Origin of the sequence: Hymenobacter wooponensis (assembly GCF_004745865.1) — a bacterium.
In the GTDB taxonomy this organism is placed as follows: domain Bacteria; phylum Bacteroidota; class Bacteroidia; order Cytophagales; family Hymenobacteraceae; genus Hymenobacter; species Hymenobacter wooponensis.
This window is the reverse complement of record NZ_SRKZ01000002.1, coordinates 415,032-435,414: the sequence shown is the minus strand read 5'-3', so window position 1 is coordinate 435,414 and position 20,383 is coordinate 415,032. Positions and strand designations below refer to the sequence as shown.

At 54.1% G+C, this 20,383-nt stretch carries 18 protein-coding genes; 4 read left to right on the top strand and 14 right to left on the bottom strand.

What is annotated here, in order from left to right:
• Window position 1: 1 nt before the first annotated feature.
• Genes gatA through EU557_RS08050 form a run of 3 tightly spaced genes read right to left on the bottom strand, consistent with a single transcriptional unit; the run spans window position 2 to window position 2,086 of the window.
• Window positions 2-1,441 (bottom strand): Asp-tRNA(Asn)/Glu-tRNA(Gln) amidotransferase subunit GatA, encoded by a 1,440-nt coding sequence (gene gatA, locus EU557_RS08060; RefSeq protein ID WP_135529886.1) that lies wholly within the window; start codon window positions 1,439-1,441, stop codon window positions 2-4.
• A gap of 13 nt (window positions 1,442-1,454) precedes the next feature.
• Window positions 1,455-1,847, bottom strand: coding sequence for a twin-arginine translocase TatA/TatE family subunit (gene tatA, locus EU557_RS26035; RefSeq protein ID WP_135529885.1), 393 nt, complete (start codon window positions 1,845-1,847; stop codon window positions 1,455-1,457).
• A gap of 14 nt (window positions 1,848-1,861) precedes the next feature.
• Window positions 1,862-2,086, bottom strand: coding sequence for a Sec-independent protein translocase subunit TatA/TatB (locus EU557_RS08050; RefSeq protein WP_135529884.1), 225 nt, complete (start codon window positions 2,084-2,086; stop codon window positions 1,862-1,864).
• 317 nt (window positions 2,087-2,403) lie between these two features.
• Between EU557_RS08050 and EU557_RS08045 the strand changes: the two genes are divergently transcribed.
• Window positions 2,404-3,360 carry a GAF domain-containing DNA-binding protein gene (locus EU557_RS08045; RefSeq protein WP_135529883.1) on the top strand — a complete coding sequence of 319 codons (957 nt, stop codon included), beginning with the start codon at window positions 2,404-2,406 and terminating at the stop codon, window positions 3,358-3,360.
• Window positions 3,361-3,708: 348 nt separating this feature from the next.
• On the opposite strand, the gene EU557_RS08040 is transcribed toward EU557_RS08045, so the two are convergent.
• From EU557_RS08040 to EU557_RS08010, 7 genes are all read right to left on the bottom strand, one after another.
• Window positions 3,709-5,100 carry a murein hydrolase activator EnvC family protein gene (locus EU557_RS08040; protein ID WP_135529882.1) on the bottom strand — a complete coding sequence of 464 codons (1,392 nt, stop codon included), beginning with the start codon at window positions 5,098-5,100 and terminating at the stop codon, window positions 3,709-3,711.
• A complete protein-coding gene (lolB1, locus tag EU557_RS08035; RefSeq protein WP_135529881.1) occupies window positions 5,084-5,854 on the bottom strand; it encodes a lipoprotein insertase outer membrane protein LolB1 in 771 nt (256 codons plus the stop codon). The genes EU557_RS08040 and lolB1 overlap by 17 nt, the downstream gene beginning before the upstream one ends.
• Window positions 5,847-7,679, bottom strand: coding sequence for a tetratricopeptide repeat protein (locus tag EU557_RS08030; RefSeq protein ID WP_135529880.1), 1,833 nt, complete (start codon window positions 7,677-7,679; stop codon window positions 5,847-5,849). Before EU557_RS08030 ends, lolB1 begins: the two co-directional genes overlap by 8 nt.
• 115 nt (window positions 7,680-7,794) lie before the next feature.
• Entirely contained in the window at window positions 7,795-8,805 is a 1,011-nt protein-coding gene (locus EU557_RS08025; RefSeq protein WP_135529879.1) for a sugar nucleotidyltransferase, read from the bottom strand.
• Window positions 8,806-8,922: 117 nt separating this feature from the next.
• Window positions 8,923-9,357: a dUTP diphosphatase gene (gene dut, locus EU557_RS08020; protein WP_135529878.1), complete on the bottom strand. Its 435-nt coding sequence runs from the start codon at window positions 9,355-9,357 to the stop codon at window positions 8,923-8,925.
• A 124-nt stretch (window positions 9,358-9,481) separates the two neighbouring features.
• Window positions 9,482-10,984 (bottom strand): oligosaccharide flippase family protein, encoded by a 1,503-nt coding sequence (locus EU557_RS08015; RefSeq protein ID WP_135529877.1) that lies wholly within the window; start codon window positions 10,982-10,984, stop codon window positions 9,482-9,484.
• 147 nt (window positions 10,985-11,131) lie between these two features.
• Window positions 11,132-11,920, bottom strand: a complete 789-nt coding sequence (locus tag EU557_RS08010) for an enoyl-CoA hydratase/isomerase family protein (RefSeq protein ID WP_135529876.1) — start codon at window positions 11,918-11,920, stop codon at window positions 11,132-11,134.
• Window positions 11,921-12,169: 249 nt separating this feature from the next.
• Here EU557_RS08010 and mscL point away from each other — a divergent pair, with 249 nt between their 5' ends.
• The 3 genes from mscL to EU557_RS07995 all read left to right on the top strand — a co-directional run bounded on the left by mscL (window position 12,170) and on the right by EU557_RS07995 (window position 14,251).
• Window positions 12,170-12,592: a large conductance mechanosensitive channel protein MscL gene (mscL, locus tag EU557_RS08005; protein ID WP_135529875.1), complete on the top strand. Its 423-nt coding sequence runs from the start codon at window positions 12,170-12,172 to the stop codon at window positions 12,590-12,592.
• An 84-nt stretch (window positions 12,593-12,676) separates the two neighbouring features.
• Window positions 12,677-13,681, top strand: a complete 1,005-nt coding sequence (locus EU557_RS08000; protein ID WP_135529874.1) for a DUF3078 domain-containing protein — start codon at window positions 12,677-12,679, stop codon at window positions 13,679-13,681.
• A gap of 114 nt (window positions 13,682-13,795) precedes the next feature.
• A complete protein-coding gene (locus tag EU557_RS07995; protein ID WP_135529873.1) occupies window positions 13,796-14,251 on the top strand; it encodes a hypothetical protein in 456 nt (151 codons plus the stop codon).
• A gap of 83 nt (window positions 14,252-14,334) precedes the next feature.
• Here the strand turns inward: EU557_RS07995 and EU557_RS07990 are convergent, their stop codons facing one another.
• The 4 genes from EU557_RS07990 to EU557_RS07975 form a co-directional block, all read right to left on the bottom strand.
• Entirely contained in the window at window positions 14,335-15,045 is a 711-nt protein-coding gene (locus EU557_RS07990; protein ID WP_135529872.1) for a superantigen-like protein SSL4, read from the bottom strand.
• A gap of 155 nt (window positions 15,046-15,200) precedes the next feature.
• On the bottom strand, window positions 15,201-18,347 hold the full coding sequence (infB, locus tag EU557_RS07985; protein ID WP_135529871.1) for a translation initiation factor IF-2: 3,147 nt from the start codon (window positions 18,345-18,347) through the stop codon (window positions 15,201-15,203).
• A 123-nt stretch (window positions 18,348-18,470) separates the two neighbouring features.
• Entirely contained in the window at window positions 18,471-19,760 is a 1,290-nt protein-coding gene (gene nusA, locus EU557_RS07980; RefSeq protein ID WP_135529870.1) for a transcription termination factor NusA, read from the bottom strand.
• A gap of 88 nt (window positions 19,761-19,848) precedes the next feature.
• The gene (locus EU557_RS07975) at window positions 19,849-20,322 is read right to left on the bottom strand and encodes a ribosome maturation factor RimP (RefSeq protein ID WP_210116007.1); all 474 of its coding nucleotides are present in this window, start codon (window positions 20,320-20,322) and stop codon (window positions 19,849-19,851) included.
• Between the last annotated feature and the right edge of the window lie 61 nt (window positions 20,323-20,383).

Here is a 20,383-nt window from a genome sequence, read left to right as displayed (position 1 = left end):
GCTATGACAGAACAGGCGTGAGAGTCTCCGTTACAGATTTGGCAAAGGCCAGCAGATGCTCTTCACGGAAGGCTCCACTGAGAATTTGCAGCCCAATGGGCAGACCCTTAGAGTCCTCACCCGCTGGTACCGAGATGGCTGGTACGCCAGCCAAAGATGCTTGAACGGTAAAGATATCAGCTAGGTACATCGCCAGCGTATCTTTTTCATTCTCTCCAATGCGGAAAGCCGTAGCTGGCGTAGTGGGCAGCACCAGGAAGTCATACTCCCGCAGCAACTCATCCGTCTTTTCCTTAATCAGACGACGCACTTGCTGAGCCTTCGTGTAATAGGCATCGTAGTAGTCGGCACTAAGTACGAAAGTGCCCAACAGAATACGCCGTTGCACTTCTGGCCCAAAGCCTTGAGCACGCGTTTTCTTGTACAACGACTCTAAATCCGTGGCATCAGGGGCACGGTAACCAAACTTAACCCCGTCGTAGCGGCTCAGGTTGGAGCTAGCTTCGGCAGTAGTCAGAATGTAATAGCTAGGTACGATAAAGTCGAGATAGGGAAAATCTACGGCTTCTACTACGTGGCCTTGGCCCCGGAAAACGTCTAGGGCATGTTCTGTGGCCGCCTTGATCTCCGCATTCAATCCTGGCCGCTCCAAGCAGTCGCGGATATAACCAATGCGGTAATGCGGGGCAGGCTCTAGTAGCTGGCTATAAGCTGGTACTTCACGCTGGCTAACAGTGCTGTCGAAAGTATCGGCGCCAGCCATTACCTCCAGCAACAGGGCAGCATCTTCAACGGAATGAGTGAGAGTGCCAATCTGGTCGAAGGACGAGGCATAGGCAATCAGGCCATAGCGCGAAATGCGCGAGTAGGTAGGCTTAAAACCGACAATACCACAAAAAGCGGCAGGCTGCCGCACCGAACCACCCGTATCGGAGCCAATAGAGGCCAAGCACATATCAGCCTGCACCGCTACTGCAGACCCCCCTGATGAGCCACCCGGCACGCGGTCTGGGTCAATGGCATTCCGGGCGGGGCCAAAAAAGGACGTTTCGTTGGAAGCGCCCATGGCAAACTCGTCGCAGTTCTGACGTCCAATCAAGATGGCATCTTCATCGAGCAGGCGCTGCACAGCGGTACCCGTAAACAGCGACTTAAAGCCATCTAGAATATGGCTGCTGCTTTGCAGTGCGTGGTCTTTGTAGGCCAGTACATCCTTCAGGCCAATCACCATGCCTGCTAGCTTACCAGCTGTGCCAGCAGCTAGCTTGGCATCAACGGCCTCAGCCTGCGCACGGGCCTCTTCGGGCCATACTTCCAGGAAGGCGTTTAGATGATTGTTCTTCTGAATGTTATCCAGATAATACTCCACGAGCTGACGGCAGGTCGTGGTGCCTGCCGTCAGCTCGTTACGAACTTCCGTGAGAGAGGTAAAGCGTCTCAAATTGAAGAAAGAATTAGTTCATTTGATCGAGGCGGGGGCGCTCCGGAGTGGGCGTTACAGGCGGCGTAATTCCACCGTCCATGGGCGGAGCAAGCGGCGTTGCGGCGGGCGTCACGTCAGCTACCGGAGTAGCTTCAGGGGCTGGCGCTTGGTAGGCTACTGGCTGCGTGTATTGCTGAGGCTGCTGATTGAACTGCTGCTGATAAGGCTGCTGTGGCTGACCACTGTTTTCAATCTCGCTGCGAATTTCGCGGGAAGCATCTTTAAACTCCCGGATGCCCTTACCCAAACCGCGAGCAAGCTCCGGAATTTTGTTGGCGCCGAAGAAGATCAGGATGACAACCATGATGAGCATCAACTCACCACCACCTAGGTCACCCAGGAAAAGGAAGAATGGAGTATTCATGGCAGAACTACTGATTAACGGCGGGGTGCCGTGGGGTCATTGGGGTTTACCGGACGGTCACGGAATTCCGGCTTATCTTCTTTAGAGGCATCTTTGAACTCCCGAATGCCTTGGCCCATGCCGCGGAACAGCTCTGGAATGCGCTTGGCGCCGAAAAGCAAAATGATAGCAAGACCAATAAGCAGCAACTCGGTGCCTCCGAAGTTACCAATTCCGAGCAAAAGGGTGGCGAAATGCATAGTTGAGGATAGCCAAAAGGCCGTTTGGGAGTGTCAAAGCTGAACGTACGGATGTGTGTACGCTTCAGGATTGGTAAAGGTACCTCATAATTTCAAAATCAGTTCCCTGGCCTAGATGTACCTGACCCATCAGGTACATCTAGGTACTAATTTTCACACAGGTATAAGCTCCTTTTGGCGAGGATTTCATGCTGTTCGCCTTGCCAAATTGGGAAATGTTCCAGATGCTGTACTATTTTGTAAGGATACAGATAGTTAGGCTGCTTAGCATTAGCTACTCTGCTTTTAAGTAAAACCCCAAATTTTCTGTCTATTAAATGCCTGGTAGAACGCGTGCAACATCCGCGGGGGCAACTTACCAACCCTTAAGTCCTCTTGCCGAACAGGAGCGACTAGAGGCCCTGCGTGCTTATCAAATCCTAGATACTCCAGCTGAAGCGGCTTTTGACGATCTGGTTAAACTAGCTTCCTATATCTGCGGTACTCCCACCTCTCTAGTAACCCTGCTCGACTCTGAGCGGCAGTGGTTCAAAGCCAAAATTGGGATGGAGGCCGACAGCACGCCGCTTGAGCAAGCGTTCTGCCGTTATGCCATGTTTTCGGATAGTGTATTTGAAGTAGAAGACGCTAGCCAAGACCCCCTTTTTCAAAACAACCCGCTCGTTACTTCAAACCCGAGCATTCGTTTCTACGCCGGGGCACCTTTACTTTCCCCCGAGGGGCATCCGCTGGGCACTATCTGTGCCATTGATACAGTACCACGCCGGCTTAACCAGAAGCAGCGGGAAGCCTTGAGCGTTTTGGCCCGTGAGGTAGTAACTCATCTGGAACTGCGCCGCGCCCGCATTCAACTTCATTATGAACAGCAAAAGCTGGAAGAGCTACTGCGTATGACGAATGATACCGCTGGCTCTATGAATGTAGGAGGCGGACAAACTGAGATTTTTGTCAAGCAGGAGCACAAGCTGGTGCGCCTCAAGACTGCTGACATCCGCTACGTGGAAGCACTAGGCGATTACGTAAATATCTACGTGGGCCAAGACCGCTACACAGTGTACAGCACCATGAAGGAGCTGGAAGCAAAGCTGCCAGCGAAGGAATTTGCCCGGATTCACCGCAAGTATATCGTCCGCCTGGATAAGATTGTGGCCATTGAGTCTGACGCCGTTGTAGTTGAAGCAGGGCGCAATGCCGACCGGGTGAGTGGTGTGATGCCAGTACCCATCGGGAACTCCTATAAAGCCAACTTATTGAGTCGGCTTAATCTTATTTGAATAGTAGACCAGCCCTTTGCTAATTCTCTACTCAGACAGAGAGAAAGAGAAAAATGAGATTCGCCGAGAGAAATAGACATTTCGGCGAAAGGGAGTAGTAAGGGTATTCAAAGTCTCCTATCTTTCGTCATGTTATCGGGGATTGCCCCGGAGCGGGTGCAGCTTGCTGCTCCTGTTTCGGGGGAGGGATTACTGATAGCTAAGTTTGTTTTCATAGCTCAGAAAGACACCGTATCCTGTACGGTGTTTTTTTATGCCCAACCATAGCGCTATGCTTCAGCGCAAACAGAAAGCCCAGCACCTATCATAGGGCTGGGCTTTGAAGTTATAGTGGCCTAGGAGGCAAAATTACTTGCGACCCAGCCAGTTTTCAGGGTTGAGGTTAGAGCTATTGTGCCATACCTGAAACTGTACTTCCGAGGTGCCTTCGGGGTCAGTATATACTGTGCCAATAGGTTGGCGAGCTTTTACTTGCTGGCCCTCGGTCACACTTACATTGCGCAGCTTCGCGTACACCGTGAAATAGTCACCGTGCTGTACCATTACAATGTTGTTCATGCCGGGCACGTTGGCAATGGTTAGCACTTTACCATCAAAAACCGCGCGCACCTGCTCGCCGGCACTGGTCTGAATATCTACGCCACGGTTTTCTACCACCACATTATGCAGCACCGGGTGGTTGTGGCGTCCAAATCGCTGGGAGATAAAACCGCGCCCCACAGGCCAAGGAAGCTGACCGCGGTTTTCGGTGAAAGAAGATGCTAGAATAGCCGTTTCTGGGGTGAGCGTTACGCGGTCAACCCGTTCAACAGCGGCATTCTCGGCTGCTTCGGCAGCGGCAGTACTGGCCCGGGAGGGGGCCTCGCCGGGGCGCGGAGCGGCAGCAGGGTTATTCGCTCGAGCAGCAGCGGCGCGGGCTGCTGCTGCTCGGCGGGCTGCCAAGCGGGCAGCGCGGGCAATTTCCTCTTTTACTCTAAGCGCAATCAAATTGTCGAGCCGGCTGACAGCTTGCTGACGGGCTGCCAGTTCCTGCCGTAGGCTTTCTTCCTGTTGGCTGAGCTTGGTGACAACCTGGTCTTGTTGCGTTTTCAGCGTCAGAAGATTTTTCTTTTCCGAGAGCTGCGTGTTGAGTAACGAGCCTTTCTCCTGCTTCTTTTCCTTTAGGCCAGTCAGCTGCTCACTAAGGCGTTGCTGGGTATGGCTGATTTGAGCGGCTTGCGCTTGGCGTACTTCGGCGTACTGCCGAATATAGCGCAGACGCAGCATAAACTGGTTGAATGATTCTGAAGCAAACAGAAACATTACCCGGTTGTAGCTATTGGCTGTTTTGGAGCCAATATAGATTAGGCGGGCGTACTCCGCTTTTAATTGCTCTAAGTTCTGCTGGGTATGATGAACCTGCGTTTGTGTTTGCTGAACGTCATTTTCAATGTAGTTCAGCTCATTGCTAATATTGCGAATGACGCCTTGCTGAACCGTCAGCTTTTCTTTGAGCGCATTTAACTGGCCTACCGAAGCCTGCTTCTGACGTTGCGTCTGCTCCAGAATCTTGCTGGCTTCCTGAATGCGACGCAAAGTGGCACGCCGTTCCCGCTCCAGTTGGGCTTTTGACTTGCCACTACTGGAGGAACTGCGAGGTTTAGACTTGGTTCTTTGCTGCGCCAGTAAGGTGGTACTCGCCTTTACCGAAAACAGCAGGACTACTGGCAGAAGCAGCCAGGCCTTACTTCTTGCGCGCATAACCTTTAGGGACCGAGAAGGGGAAAGAAAGCCTTTCTTTGTCCAGATCCACATTGCGGTAAGATACCGTAACGCTGGCTGGGGCGCCTTTGGGTTGCTTTACCTTTAGAGCCGTGCCGTGAGCGAAGGGTTGGTTTTGCGGCGGCAGGGGCTGGAAGTCGGAGTAATCTACCTGTAGGCTGTTCTGGGTTTGCTGATCTTGCACGGTAAGCTGCTGCACTCGTCCCTTGCTCAGATCAATGAGTTGCTGCACCAATACTCCGGTCTGCTCATACTGCACGCGCTGCGTATCACCCTCAGTACTAACTGTAGGAGTAACTGTATTAGGTGGGGTGGCGGGCAGATAATCGCCAAGGAGCACTGCCTGCACGCGCTCAAACGTAATGGGCACGTTTAATATGCGGCTCAGGTAAGCATAGTCGCCAGAGTAATATTCGCGCTGCAGGGGAAACAACACCTTCACAGAGTCACGGGTGATGTAGGCCCGGAATCCTTCGATACCCAGTGACGCCGATAACCAGATAACGCTGTCTTTGCGCATGCGCACGTTTAGGTTAGCTGTTTGCTGTACTCCGGGAAAATCAATAGATACCTTGCCCTTAGCCTTGAGGTAACGGAAGTCTATGTTGGTAGCCTTCACCATTTCCGGCGCCTTCGTAGAAACGGTCTTGGAGGCTGTTGGAGTCAGCTTGCGGGTGCAGCTACTCATCAACAGCACGGCGCCCAGCAAGGCCAGCGGAATACATTTACTCATAGAGTTTCTTGTCTTTAATCTTGCGGTCAATCAGTGGCGAAGCACCGCCCATTTTCTGGGCCCGCTGCCACTCCGCCAGTGCTTTGTCCCGCTCGCCCAATTGGTACAGAACGTCGCCGTAATGCTCTATTACGGTAGCGTCCTTGGTGGTTTTAAGCGCAAGCTCAAATTGCTGTCGGGCTCCGGTGTAATCTTTCAGCCGGTACAATACCCACCCGTACGTATCGAGGTAGGTATCATTATCGGGGTTTTGTTTGACGAGCTTACTGGCCATCTCTTTCGCTTTATCCAGCTTTTCGCCGCGCAAAGAAAGGTAGTAGCTGTAGTTATTCAACGCCTGTGCATTATTAGCATCGAATACCAAGGCGGCGTCATACGCGGCATCCGACTTGGCATAGTCTTTCAACTCGTGATAAGCGTCGCCGAGTTGGGTGTCGAACTGGGCTAGCAGTTCGGGATTATCGGTGGCTAGCTTGCGGCCGTATTCTAGCGACTTCACTCCCTTTGCCGTTTGCTTTTTCAGCATGTAGGCCACTCCGTTGTAGAACCACAGGGAGGCTTGATTGGGGAAAAGCTCCAGCGCCTGGTCGGTGTGGAGAAGGAGAGAGTCAACCTGGTTTAACTCGGCGTCAATCAGCACCACCTGCTGCCAGATCTGGAATTTGGAGTTATCCAGCTTTACGGCTTTGAGGTAATTGGCACGGGCTGCCGCTTTGTTATCGGTAATGGTTTGAATGTCGCCTGCAATGGAGAAGGCCTTGGCTTCTTTAGGATGCGTGCGGGTGGTGATTTCTGCTAGCTCCAGCGCCGACTGATTCAGGGCGGGGTTAGGGAGCTGCTTAATGTAGTCAACCAAAATCCGAACTTTGGTGTCAATATCGAGGCTAGGGCTCTCGAATGCCAGCTTAATCTGCTTCTGCGATTCTTGAGGGTTGTTCTGCTGCCGGTACACGTCGGCCAGAATCATGCGGGCCTGCGGACTAGACGGATCTTGCTTCAGGGCCTGCTGCGCTACTCTAATGGCATCGGGGTAGCGGTTGTTGGCAGCGTACATCTGCGCCTGCGCCAGCACGTACCGGATTTCATCAGGATTGGCCGCAATCAACGACTCGCCCTCCTGCAAGGCTTTATCCAGGTTGTTCTGCTTGAGGTAGATCTGTTGCTTCTTGAACGACACTTCGTCAATGGGCCCAAACTTCTTTTCGGCCTGCTCGAAGGTGCTCAGGGCTTCATTGAGCTTGCCCTGGGCCATATACAGGTCCGCCAGATTGAACAGGTAGTAGCCCGAATCGGGTACATCCTTGATGAGGGTAGTATATACCTTGATAGCCTGATCATACTGCTTCTGCGAGCTATAGATCTGGGCCAGCAACAGGTAGTAATACGCGTTTTTGGAGTCGAGCTTTACAGCCGTCTGCGCAAAATTGGTAGCGTCGCTGAGATTTCCACTCAGCAGATTGGTTTCCGCAATCTTATAGTTGATGGCAGCATTAGCCGGGTTGAGGGCGTAGGCCTTGAGCAAGCGCTCCAAGGCTTTGTTGTAGTCCTCGAGCATGAGGTAGCGTAGGCCATCCACAAAGAAAGCCTCGCTTAGTTCACGGTCTTTCTCAGAAAGTGGCCGCTTTTGCAGCTGCATCGACTCAATATCGGCGCGCTGGGCTAGGGCCTTCCGCTCCTTGCGGCTTAGCTTCTTGGATTTGGCCGCCTTTTCTGGTTTGCTAACGCTTGGGCTAGCACTAGGCTGCGTTGGGCGCTGCTGGGCATGGCCTGGCGCAGCCACCAACAGGCCTAGCAAGAAGAGGAATACGGCACCTTTACGACTCATGAACGGAGTAGCGCGGACCCGAAGGCCGCGGTTAGGGAAAGCAAGATACACCCTAGCACAAAATAGACGAGCCACACGAGCCCGCACTACTGCAACGTCAGGAGGCGCTAAAATATCACACGCGCAGTGTGTTGTAATCTCCCAGGCTCAAATCGTTGGGAGTGCTGGCTACAGTGGCAAAGTTGCCAATCATGGAGTTCGTAACGTTGGCGTGAAGCACGGAAGCCGATTGCTGCACAATGCTATTGGACACCACTGAGCTGCGGACGTTGCTCTGGTTGCCCAGCGATACGTGCGGCCCTACTACTGAATCTGTGATAATGGCACCTTCACCGATATAAACCGGTGGAATGAGTACGGAGTTTGTTACGGTAGCGGATTCGGCTACCAGGTTCTCGCCCCGCTCCTGCAGATACTCCAGGTAGCGCTGGTTGGTGAACACCGTTGCATCCTTATTGCCGCAGTCCAGCCATTCCGTAACGCGACCAGGTACGAATTTAGTACCCTTGTTCTTCATGTTTTCCAGGGCATTGGTGAGCTGGTACTCGCCTTTGTCGAGGATGTTATTGTCGAGCAGGTACTGGAGCTCTTGGCGCAGATACTCGCCATCCTGGAAGTAGTAGATGCCGATGATGGCTAGGTCAGAAACAAACTCCTGGGGCTTCTCCACGAAGTCGGTAATCTGGCCTTCTTCGTTGAGCTTCACTACACCGAAGGGCTTAGGGTCGTCAACGCGCTGCACCCAAATGGTACCGGGCACGGAGGTGTCGAGGGTAAAGTCTGCTTTAAACAAGGTGTCGGCAAAAGCCACCACTACCGGGCCGCTAAGGGCCGACTGAGCGCAGAGAATAGCGTGGGCCGTACCGAGGGGCTCATCCTGGTAGTGAATGGTGCCTTTAGCGCCTACTGATTCAGCAATTTTAATGAGGCTTTTCTCTACCTCGGCGCCAAAGCGCCCGATGATAAAGGCCACCTCCTCTACTTGCTCCCCGCAAACTTTGGCAATGTCTTCTACCAAGCGTTGCACAATGGGCTTGCCGGCAATAGGAATGAGCGGCTTAGGAACGGTAAGAGTGTGCGGGCGCATACGCTTGCCCATACCTGCCATCGGGACGATGATTTTCATAGGGAGTAGGTGAATTAGGGAGATGTGTAATCTGGTAGTACGAAAGGAATGACAGCCTGTTGGCTGCCGGGGATATTATCAGGAGAAGAGGCCTAGGCAAGGCTTTGTGATGCTGGGCTAGTGGACGCCGGTGCTGCCATAGCCGCCCGCTCCGCGCGCCGTTTCGGTCAGCGTTTCTACCGCCTGCCACTGCACTGTTTCGTGGCGAGCCACTACGAGCTGGGCAATTCGCTCGCCGTCTTGCACCACAAACTCTTGGTCAGAGAGGTTAACGAGCAGCACTTTCAGCTCACCGCGGTAGTCGGCGTCAATGGTGCCGGGGCTATTCACGAGCCCAATACCGTGCTTGTAGGCCAGTCCGCTACGGGGCCGCACCTGCATCTCGTAGCCCACCGGAATTTCCAGGAATAAGCCCGTCGGAACGAGGGCCCGTTGCAGGGGCTTCAACGTAATCGGCGCCGTGAGGTTGGCTCGTACATCCATACCAGCGGCGTGGGCCGTTTGGTACTCCGGCAAGGGGTGATGCGAGGTATTAATAACAGGAATTTGCATAAGGGAACAGCTAGCGGCAACGGGGCAAAGATAGGCCTAGCGCCTTGGCAGGGCACGCTCTGTGTAAAAATGTAAGGGAATTCTTGAAATTTTCTGACAAGCAGCCGCGCTAACTGCCGATAATCTAGGCCGTACGCAAGCGGTGAGGGCGCTCAACAAGCACTAATAGCGCTATGAATCCTAGCGTAAGTAGAACGTGAAAAGCATGCCGCGTCCAATACTCGCTCACCGGCACATACCACGCTACGGCCACTACCCCGGCGGCTAGGCCTATCCAGGTGAGCAAACGTACCACGGGATAGGGGACGGGGAAGTGATGGTTACCAAGCCACCAGCACACGGCCGCCATCGTAAAGTAGCAGGCCAGTGTAGCAAGTGCCGAGCCCATGTAGCCCAGTACCGGAATTAGCAGGAAGTTGAGTGCAATGGTAAGCACAGCGCCCCCAAAGCCAATGTAGGTGCCGTAGTAGGTCTTGTCGGTCAGTTTAAACCACACCGAGAGGTTCCAGTACACGCCCAGGAACAGGTTGGCCAGCAACAACACTGGCACTACCACTAGGCCTTCCAAGTACTCGGCGCGGTGCAGAAACATTCGCCCGAAGTCTTCCACATTTACACTCACCACCACAAAGATGATGGCGCAGCACAGCGTAAACCACTTGAGCACCATAGCAAAGGTGCGAGGAGAGTTTTTATCGGCGCTTTGAGCGAAGAAGAAAGGTTCGGCGGCATAGCGGAAGGCCTGCGTTACGAGCTGCATAAAGATGCTGAGCTTGTAACAGGCACCATAAATACCAACGGCTGTGAGGCTGCTTTGGCCCGGGTAAAAGTTATCCGGCAGCCACTTGGGCAGCAGAATACGGTCGAGGGTTTCATTCACCATGCCAGCTAGGCCCATTAGCATGATGGGGTAGGCGTACTTCAACAACGGACGCAAGGGCTCCAAAGAGATGCGGAAGCGAAAATCGGTCAGCTCCCGGCCCAGCAGCACCAGCGTCAGGAAGCTGGCAATCAGGTTAGAAAGGAATACGTAGCCCACGCCCATGCTGGGGTCGTACACGCGTGCTACTAACGGCTGTAGGCTAGTTAAGTACTTACCGGCCAATACATCGGGGCAGAACACAATGAAGAACAGGTTCAGAGCCACGTAGAGCAGGATATTGGCCAGCCGGATGCCCGCAAACTTGCGCGCTTTGTTTTCGAGGCGCAGGCGCGCAAACGGAATGGCCGCCAAAGCATCCATGCCCAAGATCAGGGCTATCCAGAGGGCATACCGTTCACTACTGGGCGGCAGGTTTAGCAGCCGCAGCAACACCGGGGCCTGCCACATAAGCAACGCCGTGAGCAGCACCGTAGAAACCAGTAGCATACTCATAACTTGGTCGTAGAGCTGGCGGCGGTCGGTGCCGGGGCGGTTGGCGAAGCGGAAATAGGTGGTTTCCATTCCGTAGGTGAACACCACGTTCAGGAAGGAGACGTACGCGTACAGGCCCGTTACGATGCCGTACTGCGCCGCCGCGAACCGCCCGGTGTACACCGGAACCAGCAGGTACGAAAGCACCCGCCCCACAATACTACTGATGCCATACACGGCCGTTTGCGAGGCCAGGCGCTTGGCAATACTCATGCAGAGAGAAGTAAAAGAAGAGAGTAATCTATAAGCCAGCGCTTTACTGGCCTAGGCAAACCAAGGACCTGATCAAGCTGCCACGGCTTGCCGTGCCAACCTGATCAGGTCCTGCTGAGGGTGCGGTACAACTAACCGACCATGTATTTAATTGCCCGTGAACTGAGCGGGGCGCTTTTCCAGGAAGGCACTGCTGCCCTCACGGAAATCAGCAGTACCAAAACACCGGGCAAAGGCATTGGCTTCCGTCTGATAACCGTGGCGGTCTTTATCGTAATAGGCATTAACGCACTCAATCACCATGCCCAGGGCCAAGGGGGCCTTGGTAAGAATGCGGCTAAGCAACTGCTCAGTAAATGCCAGCAGCTCGGCCTGCGGTACCACGTGGTTTACTAGGCCTAGGCGCAGCGCCTCATCGGCTTTCAGCATATCGGTGGTGAGCATGAGCTCCAGGGCTTTGCCTTTGCCAATAAGCTGAGTCAGGCGCTGGGTGCCACCATAGCCCGGAATGAGGCCTAGGTTTACCTCTGGCTGACCGAAACGGGCATTTTCTGAAGCTACCCGAATGTGGCAGGCCATGGCCAGCTCGCATCCACCGCCCAGCGCAAAGCCGTTTACAGCAGCAATAACAGGTTTAGTGCTTTCCTCAATCATGCAGAACGTTTCCTGCCCGCTCTCAGCTACCCGGCGCGCCGTGATTTCATCTTGAGCCGTGAGCTCCGCAATGTCGGCGCCAGCTACAAATGACTTCTCCCCACTACCCGTCAGGATAATCCCCCGCACCGCCGTGTCGTCGAGGGCTTGCTGCATAGCCCGGTGGATTTCTTGGATGGTAGCTACACTGAGCGCGTTCAGCTTGGTGGGGCGGTTGATGGTGAGACGCAAAATGCCCGTGGTGGCATTCAGCTCATACAGCAGATTATCGAAAGAAGCCATAGTAAACCAAAAGTATCAGTGATGCGGGCAAAGATAGGAGCTAACCTGATCCTGTGCATTTCTAGCCATTTGCGTGGCCTAGCACCCTGCAGAGCGGTAGTCTAGGCCACGTAACAAGTAAAGATGGCCTCTTTTGTTGCTCAATGACAGTGCGATAGGTAAATAAACCCGACCTATGCTCGTCAGTTAGTATCGCAATGTGTATATATTTACCCAGTTTGTTTTGTCCTTCTTAAACTATGCACTCTTATGGGCTTTGTTTCCGAATTCAAAGAATTCATCTCTAAAGGCAACGTACTGGATCTGGCAGTTGGTGTAATAATCGGGGGAGCGTTTGGGAAAATTGTTACGTCCCTGACCGACGACATTCTGATGCCCATTCTTGGGTTACTTACCGGCGGCCACGATTTTACTAACTGGTTTCTGTCGCTCGATAACCGGCATTTTGAAACCTTGGAGGAAGCTAAAAAGGCTAATGCTGCCACAATCAACTACGGCCTGTTTTTAAATGCCATCATCACTTTCCTGCTGATGGCTTTTGCCATTTTCTGGTTAGTAAAGCTAGCCAACCGCTTCAAGAAGCCTCAAGAAGTAGTTCCAGTAGAGCCAGTAACTACGAAAGACCAGCTGCTGCTAACAGAAATTCGCGACGCCTTGCGTAGCCGGCCGTAGCTCTAGGCCTCTTTCGTACCTTTGCCCGCCGACCTTCCTCGCTGAGAGAGGAGGTCGGCGTTTTTTTGAGTTTAAAGTGAGAAGATGAGTTCCGTCTGGCGAGTTTTCCAGCGTTTGGCAGTAGTACTGCTAGGTATAGTAGGGGTAGCGCAGCAGGCCAGAGCACAGACTAGCGTTCCATATCGGGTGCCGGTACCGCTACCAGCGTACAAGATTTCCGTTGAGGTAGATACCACCCGAGGATGGCGGAAGGGTGGAACTGGTACCCTTAACTTCAGTCAGGTGAGCATGAGCAACTGGGCCGCTGGGGGGCAAAGCTCCCTGTCATTGCTAGGCCTAGCCAATGTGTATTTGCACTACCGAGGGCCTCAGCACACGTTCGATATGTCGGGCGACTTGGTATATGGCCTGCTCAAGCCTGGCAAAGCGCGCATGCGCAAGAACGACGACCGACTGGAGTTGAATGCCCGCTACGGCCGACAGTTTACGGAGAAGCTCTCCTACACGGCCCAAATGAACCTGAAGACGCAGCTTACACCTACCAAATCTTTGGAGAAGCTTGATTCCTTGCTCTCACGGTTCTTTGCACCGGCGTATGTGCTGGCGTCCTTGGGCATTGAGTACAAGCCGAGCGAGGACTTCTCCTTGTTCCTGTCACCAGCTACTGGCAAGTTCACCATCGTTGCCGACCGTGGGTTGGCTGATGCAGGCGCCTTTGGGGTGCAAGGAGCGAGGCTGGATACGGCCGGCGTACGAGTGCGGGGTACTGGCGAGCGGTTTCGGGAAGAGTTAGGCGCCTACCTCAACGCGCGCTACCGACGAGGCCTAGGCCAGAACATTGTGTATCAAACGCGCCTGGAGTTGTTCAGCAATTACTTCCACAACCCGCAGAACGTGGATGTCAACTGGGAAAACGCCATCAACTTCAAAGTGAACAAGCTGATTAGTGCCAATATCACCACCAACTTGGTGTATGATGATGATATCCTGGTGCCCATTGATCGGAACGAGGATGGCATTCCTGATGACCGGGGCCGACGGATCCAGTTTAAGGAAGCTCTAGGAATTGGGCTGATGTATAAGTTCTAGGAAAATTTGAACTAACTTAGAGACAGGCCCGTTGCCGCGCTACAACCAGTTGGCCGAGTTCTTGTTTGCGCCGTACTAGGTACCTGTTTTCGGGTTGTATCATCTCTGTTCTGCATGAAAAAGTTGTTTGTTGCCACATTGGTGGCCGTTGCTGGTTTGCTAGCTGCTGCTCCTGCACAAGCACAGTCGGCGTCGCGTTCCGTCCTTCCTGAATTAGGGGGGCGTCCTGCTGACGAAGGAGGCGCAAAAAAGAAGCGTAAAGCTTCCGCAACGGATATTGCGCGCATGCAACAGCGCATGAGCATGAACCCCGATGATGCCAAGCGCGACCAGCAAATGGAAATTTTGGAGGCTCGCTCTGGTGGCACCAGTAACACTAGCTTTGGGCGCGCAGCTGGTCCGAGCCGTCAATATGAAAAAGGCTCTGGCGGCTTCACTGTTCGTAAGTTCAAAGACAACCGCATTGGTACTGCCCGGCAGAAGCGTGGTCAGACTCGCGCTGCCGGTTACGTAAACCCTAAAGGCAAACCACTAAGCCACAAGAAACACAAGAAGTTTTTGTTCTTCTAGTGTAAACCTCGGCCTAGGCCAGTATATAACAATGCCCCGGTGTGAAGTCGCACCGGGGCATTGTTATATACTGGCCTAGGCTATTAAAAGCGCCCCGTCAGGCCAAGCTTTAGGTAAGTCATATCGTAGCCGAGTTCTCCAAACGCGCCAATGTTCTTGGTGAGGAAGTAACGGGCTCCGGCAAAGACCCCAGTTTCCAAGTGTGCGCCGCCGTACGGATTGTCGGGGTCGTGCAGTTGCGCGCCATCGTACTTCTCGTTGTGCATCTCCAAGCGCATTCCAACGCTTACCCCTAAATAGGTGTCAATGGCAGAGTGATGAAACAAATCGTAGTGGTAAGTGCCTCGGGCCAATAGCATCAGCGTGTTCCACCGCGACTTACCATCAGTGTTGGGATACTGATAGGAGTATCCTTTGTAGCCTATCATGCCACCTACCCCAATAACTCCCGGCCCAAGGCCCTCTACCATTCCCTTCTCCGCAGAAACACTCATGGCTGGCGTCGACTCTAGGCCACTGCCGAAGCTATAGCCAGTGCCCAAGCCTAAGCCGGCATTCATCATGGTAGTACCTTTCTGAAAAAGGGCTCCCGTGTCTTGCTTAGGGAGAGGTTCCGGCGAGGTGGAAACGGGTGGAGTAGTAGAACTGCGAGCGGGTGCTGGCCTTGGTGCAGTTGTCTGAGTGGGTTTGTTTCCGGCACTAGTACGTTTGGTCGTCGGCTTCACTTGCGCCATTGCGTGCGTACCCGCCAATAGTAAAGGAAAAGCTAAAAGAGTGGCGGTAAGCGTCTTCATTGTAACGGGGTAAAGAGGGCTGTAGGGAATTCAAGGCTTATTTACTGAATAAATAGGACTTTGATTCAGGCTACAGGAAAGAGAGCAGGTATGCCATAACGAAAAAGCCCCGGCCTTAGTAGGCCAGGGCTTCTCTTTTATAGCAGCATTGCTGATTATAGCGTCCGCTTCACTTCTTTTTCTTCGAAGCCTTCGATGTTGTCGCCTTCACGCAGATCGTTGAAGCCTTTCACCGAAATACCGCACTCGTAACCCTGACGTACTTCCGACACATCGTCTTTGTAACGCTTGAGGTCTTGAATTTCGCCCGAGTACACCACGATACCGTCGCGCACCACCCGCACGCGGGTCTTGCGGGTGAAGGTACCTTCCGTCACCATACAGCCGGCAATGGTGCCCACTTTGGTGATGTTGAATACCTGACGCACTTCGGCGTTGGCTACCACTACTTCCTGCACCGTTGGGGCCAGCATGCCTTCCATAGCATCCTTCACCTCGTTGATGGCGTTGTAGATAATCGAGTAGAGGCGGATATCAATCTGCTCCTGCTCGGCCAGCTTACGGGCGCTTTGCGAGGGACGAACCTGGAAGCCAATGATGATAGCGTCGGAAGCCGAAGCCAGCAGTACATCCGATTCGGAGATGGCACCCACACCCTTGTTGAGGATGTTTACGGCCACTTCCGGCGTGCTCAGCTTCAGCAGTGAGTCGGCCAGTGCTTCTACCGAGCCGTCCACGTCACCTTTCACAATCACGTTAAGCTCCTTGAACGAACCAATTGCCAGACGGCGACCAATCTCGTCGAGGGTGATGTGCTTCTTGGTGCGCATGCTCTGCTCACGGGCCAGCTGCTGACGCTGCGTAGCCAGTTCACGAGCCTCACGCTCGGTTTCCATTACCTGGATCTTGTCACCAGCCTGCGGAGCACCAGTCAAGCCAAGCACCTGTACCGGGGTAGCCGGACCAGCGAGCTTCATCTTCTTGCCACGGTGGTCGGTCATAGCTTTCACACGACCAAAGTGCGGTCCTGCCAGAACAATATCACCCACTTTCATGGTACCAGTCTGCACTAGAATAGTGGTTACGTAGCCACGACCTTTATCCAAGGAGGCTTCGATAACACTACCAACGGCGTTACGATCAGGATTAGCTTTCAGATCCAGGATTTCGGCTTCCAGCAGAACTTTCTCCAGCAGGTCGTCGATACCTAGGCCAGTCTTGGCTGAAACTTCCTGGCTCTGATACTTACCACCCCATTCTTCCACCAAGATGTTAATCACCGACAGTTCCTCACGGACTTTGTCGGGGTTAGCACCTGGCTTATCGATTTTGTTGAGGGCAATTACAATCGGAACACCGGCTGCTTGTGCGTGGTTGATGGCTTCCTTTGTCTGTGGCATCACCGAGTCGTCGGCAGCTACCACAATGATGGCGATGTCCGTCACTTTAGCACCACGGGCACGCATGGCGGTAAAGGCTTCGTGACCAGGCGTATCAAGGAATGTTACGCGCTTGCCCGATTTGGTCATCACGTCGTAAGCACCGATGTGCTGGGTAATACCACCAGCTTCGCCTTTAGCTACCGTCGCGCTACGGATGTAGTCGAGCAACGATGTTTTGCCGTGGTCAACGTGACCCATGATGGTAACAACAGGCGCGCGAGGCTGCAGATCCTCTTCAGCATCTACAATTGTAACCTCAGCTTCATCTTCTTCAGCACTCAGGAACTCTACGTCGTAGCCAAACTCATCGGCAATAACCGTGATGGCTTCGGCGTCAAGGCGCTGGTTAATCGAGACGAACATGCCCATATTCAGGCAGACCTTAATTACCTCGTTCACCGACACGTTCATCAGTGAGGCTAAGTCATTGGCCGAGATGAACTCGGTTACTTTTAGAGTCTTAGCGTCGAGCTCGTTCTGAGCGCGTTGTGCTTCGCGGTCTTCCGCAACACCAGCCCGCTTGTCGCGGCGGTATTTAGCGCGGTTGTTTTGGTTGCCACCACGGCCACCGCTGAGCTTGGCCAGCGTAGCCTTGATTTGCTCCTGAATTTGCTTTTCAGTCTGCTCAGGGGTAGTAGCAGGTGCTGCCGTAGTGGGGCGATTACCGCCTTGGTTGCCACCAGGGCGGTTGCCGCCTTGATTGCCACCTCCGGGGCGGTTGCCACCGGGGCCATTGTTCTGGCGGTTAGCTGCTGGGCCAGTACCCGTAACACGGGGAGCTGCCGGAGCATTATTCTGACCACCACCTTGGCCACCTTGCTGGTTAGATGCACCAGGGCCATTCATCGGAATGCGCTGGCGCTTCTTCTTGTCGGCGCCAATGCCACTCTTCCGAACGTCGGAAGAAGCAACGGGGCGAGCTCCACGCCCACCGCCGCCACCGCGCCGCGATGAATCTAAGGGAAGTTCAATTTTACCCAATACCGTCAGACCTTTCAGCTGATCAGCCTTCGCAACGATGGTACCAGCAGGTGCTTCTTCCGAAGGAGCTGCCGGGGCATCAGCAGGAGGGGTAGATGCTGTGGGCGCCGGAGCGGGGGCTGCAGGAGCCGGAGCCGCTGGAGGCGTGACAGGTTGAGCAGGAGCCGCTGCTACGGGAGCAGGAGTCTCAGCTGGTTTGGGGGCTGGAGCTGGAGCGGCAGGCTGTGGAGCCGGCGCTGCCTTAGGCGCTTCTGCTACAGGAGCAGGAGCTGGCGCTGGAGCCACTACAGGGGTAGGGGCTGGCTTAGGGGCTTCCACCACGGGAGCTGCTGGGGCAACAGGCTTGGGGGCCTCCACTTTAGGAGCGGGGGCTTGAGGCTGAGAAGCAGCGGGAGCCGGTGCCGGAGCAGCAGGCTTCGGCGGTACCGGGCGACCCTTGGCGTCCAGCTCGATGCGACCAAGCACTTTCAGGCCGGGCACACGGTTGGGCTCCTCAGCGGGAGCAGCCGGTGCTGGCGCTGCAGGTGCCGCCGCTACCGGAGCGGGGGCCTCAACGGGCTTAGGAGCAGGAGCTGGGGCAGCGGGCTGAGGTGCCGGTGCAGCCTTGGGGGCTGCTACGGGTTCAGCTGGGCGCGCCTGGGCAACTGCTTCTTGCTCCGTCTGGCGCTTGGCCTGGCTGAGCTTCGCAGCTTCCATCTTGTCCTGTGCCGACGACTCAAAAGCTTTGTTCAACAGGGAAACCTGTTCCCCCGTCAGCTTAGTCGTGGGTTTATTTTCGATGATGTGCCCTTTTCCCGCTAGGAAATCTACAATTGTAGATAAGCCAACGTTCAGGTCTTTGGCCGCCTGATTCAGCCGTTTGGTTGCTGCTTCCGCCATTCTATGCTCGCGAACGATACTCGTATTCAGTTGCAAAGGTACTATATTAAATCTTGCCGGGCGACGTTAAATCCAGCCACCCGGCTATGATTTAACGTCCTTGCCGTACCGGCCGCCGCGCACTCATTGCGCGTCGCCGGAATTTTGGGTTTCTGCCTGCTCGTCTTCCTCTTGTTCTTCGAACTCCTGGCGGATAACACGGAAGAGCTCTTCTACCGTTTCTTCCTCCAGTTCAGTCCGACGTACGAGGTCTTCTTTATTTACGGCCAGCACGGCACGGCCAGTGTCAAGCCCAATTTTCTTGAGCTCTTCAATCACCCAGCCTTCAATTTCATCCGTGAATTCGTCGAGAGCGATATCCTCCTCGAAGTCTTCTGCTTCACGGAATACGTCGATTTCCATACCCACCAACCGCGAGGCCAGCTTGATGTTGGCGCCGCCGCGGCCGATAGCCAGTGAAACCTGGTCTGGCTTTAAGAACACCGAAACCCGACCAGTTTGTTCGTTTATTTTCATGGAGCCAATTTTAGCTGGCGAAAGTGCCCGCTGAATATATAGCTCCAGGTTGTTGGTGTAGTTGATGATGTCGATGTTCTCGTTCTCGAGCTCACGCACCACCGCGTGAATGCGGGAGCCTTTCATGCCCACGCAAGCACCTACTGGGTCAATACGGTCGTCGTAGCTTTCTACGGCTACTTTGGCCCGCTCGCCGGGCTCGCGCACGATATTCTTGATGGTGATGAGGCCATCATAGATTTCAGGCACTTCTTGCTCCATCAAACGCTCCAGGAAAGCAGGTGCTGCCCGGGAGATAATGATTTTGGGGGTGCCGTTGATTACTTCTACGCGATGAACCACAGCCCGTACGGTATCACCCTTGCGGTAGCGGTCCTTCGGTATTTGCTCGCCTTTGGGCAGTACAAGCTCGTTCTCATCCTTATCCAGAATAAGCGCTTCGCGGCTCCATACCTGGTACACCTCACCTACAACAATCTCTCCTACCTGGTCTTTGTAGGCCTGGTAGAGGTTGTCGCGCTCTAGATCTTTTACGCGCTGAATCAGCGTTTGGCGGGCCATGAGCACGGCGCGGCGGCCGAAATCTTCCAGCTTAATTTCCTCAGCCACTGATTCGCCTACTTCGTAGTCAGGCTCAATCTTTTGGGCTTCAGCCAGCGGAATCTTGTCCAGATCCCAGATGTCCTCGGAGTTGTCATCTACAATTTCGCGGTTGCGGTAGATTTCCAGGTCACCCTTGTCCACGTTGAGAATAACGTCGAAGTTGGAGTCGTCGTCGTACTTCTTACGAATCATTGTGCGGAACACTTCCTCCAGGATGCTCATCATCGTGGGGCGGTCAATGTTCTTGGACCGAGCGAAATCGGCAAACGATTCAATCAGGACGTTGCTGTTCATACTGATTTAGTTGTTGGTTAACTAGATGGCAGTTGGTGGGTTGTGCGCAACAGGCCTAGAGGCCGATTATCGGGCAACCGCCAGCTTATTATTTAAATGAAATCACTACCCGGGCCTCCTGAATATCCTGGAAAGGCACCAGAGCGGCGGGCAGGGTTTTCTTCTTGGTTTTCTCTTTCACTACTTCTGCCAGCTGAATGCCCTCAGCCTCTACGGCTTCTAGGGTACCGGTTTTCTCGGTGCCATCGGTGAGCTTAAGCGCCAAGCTGCGGCCTACGTGGCGGGTATACTGGCGTGGGTCGCGCAGGGGCTGGTCGGCACCAGGCGAGGTCACTTCCAGGGTATAGCTTGCGTCCTCGCCATAATGCTCGTCGATGCGGCGAGCTAAGCGGCGGCTTACTTGAGCGCACTCATCAATGCCTACGCCCTGCTCTCCGTCGAGTGTCACGGTCACTTTGGGCCGAATGGCATCAGATACGGTCAGGGAAACTACAAACAGACTTTCGTCGGTTGGCAGGCTGTCCCGGAGCAGTTCAGAGAGATGGGCTTGGTCGAGTTTCATGAATGGGGTGGCAAAAGAAAGAGGGGACTATCCGTCCCCTCTGTCGTGTTTGTAGTTTGCT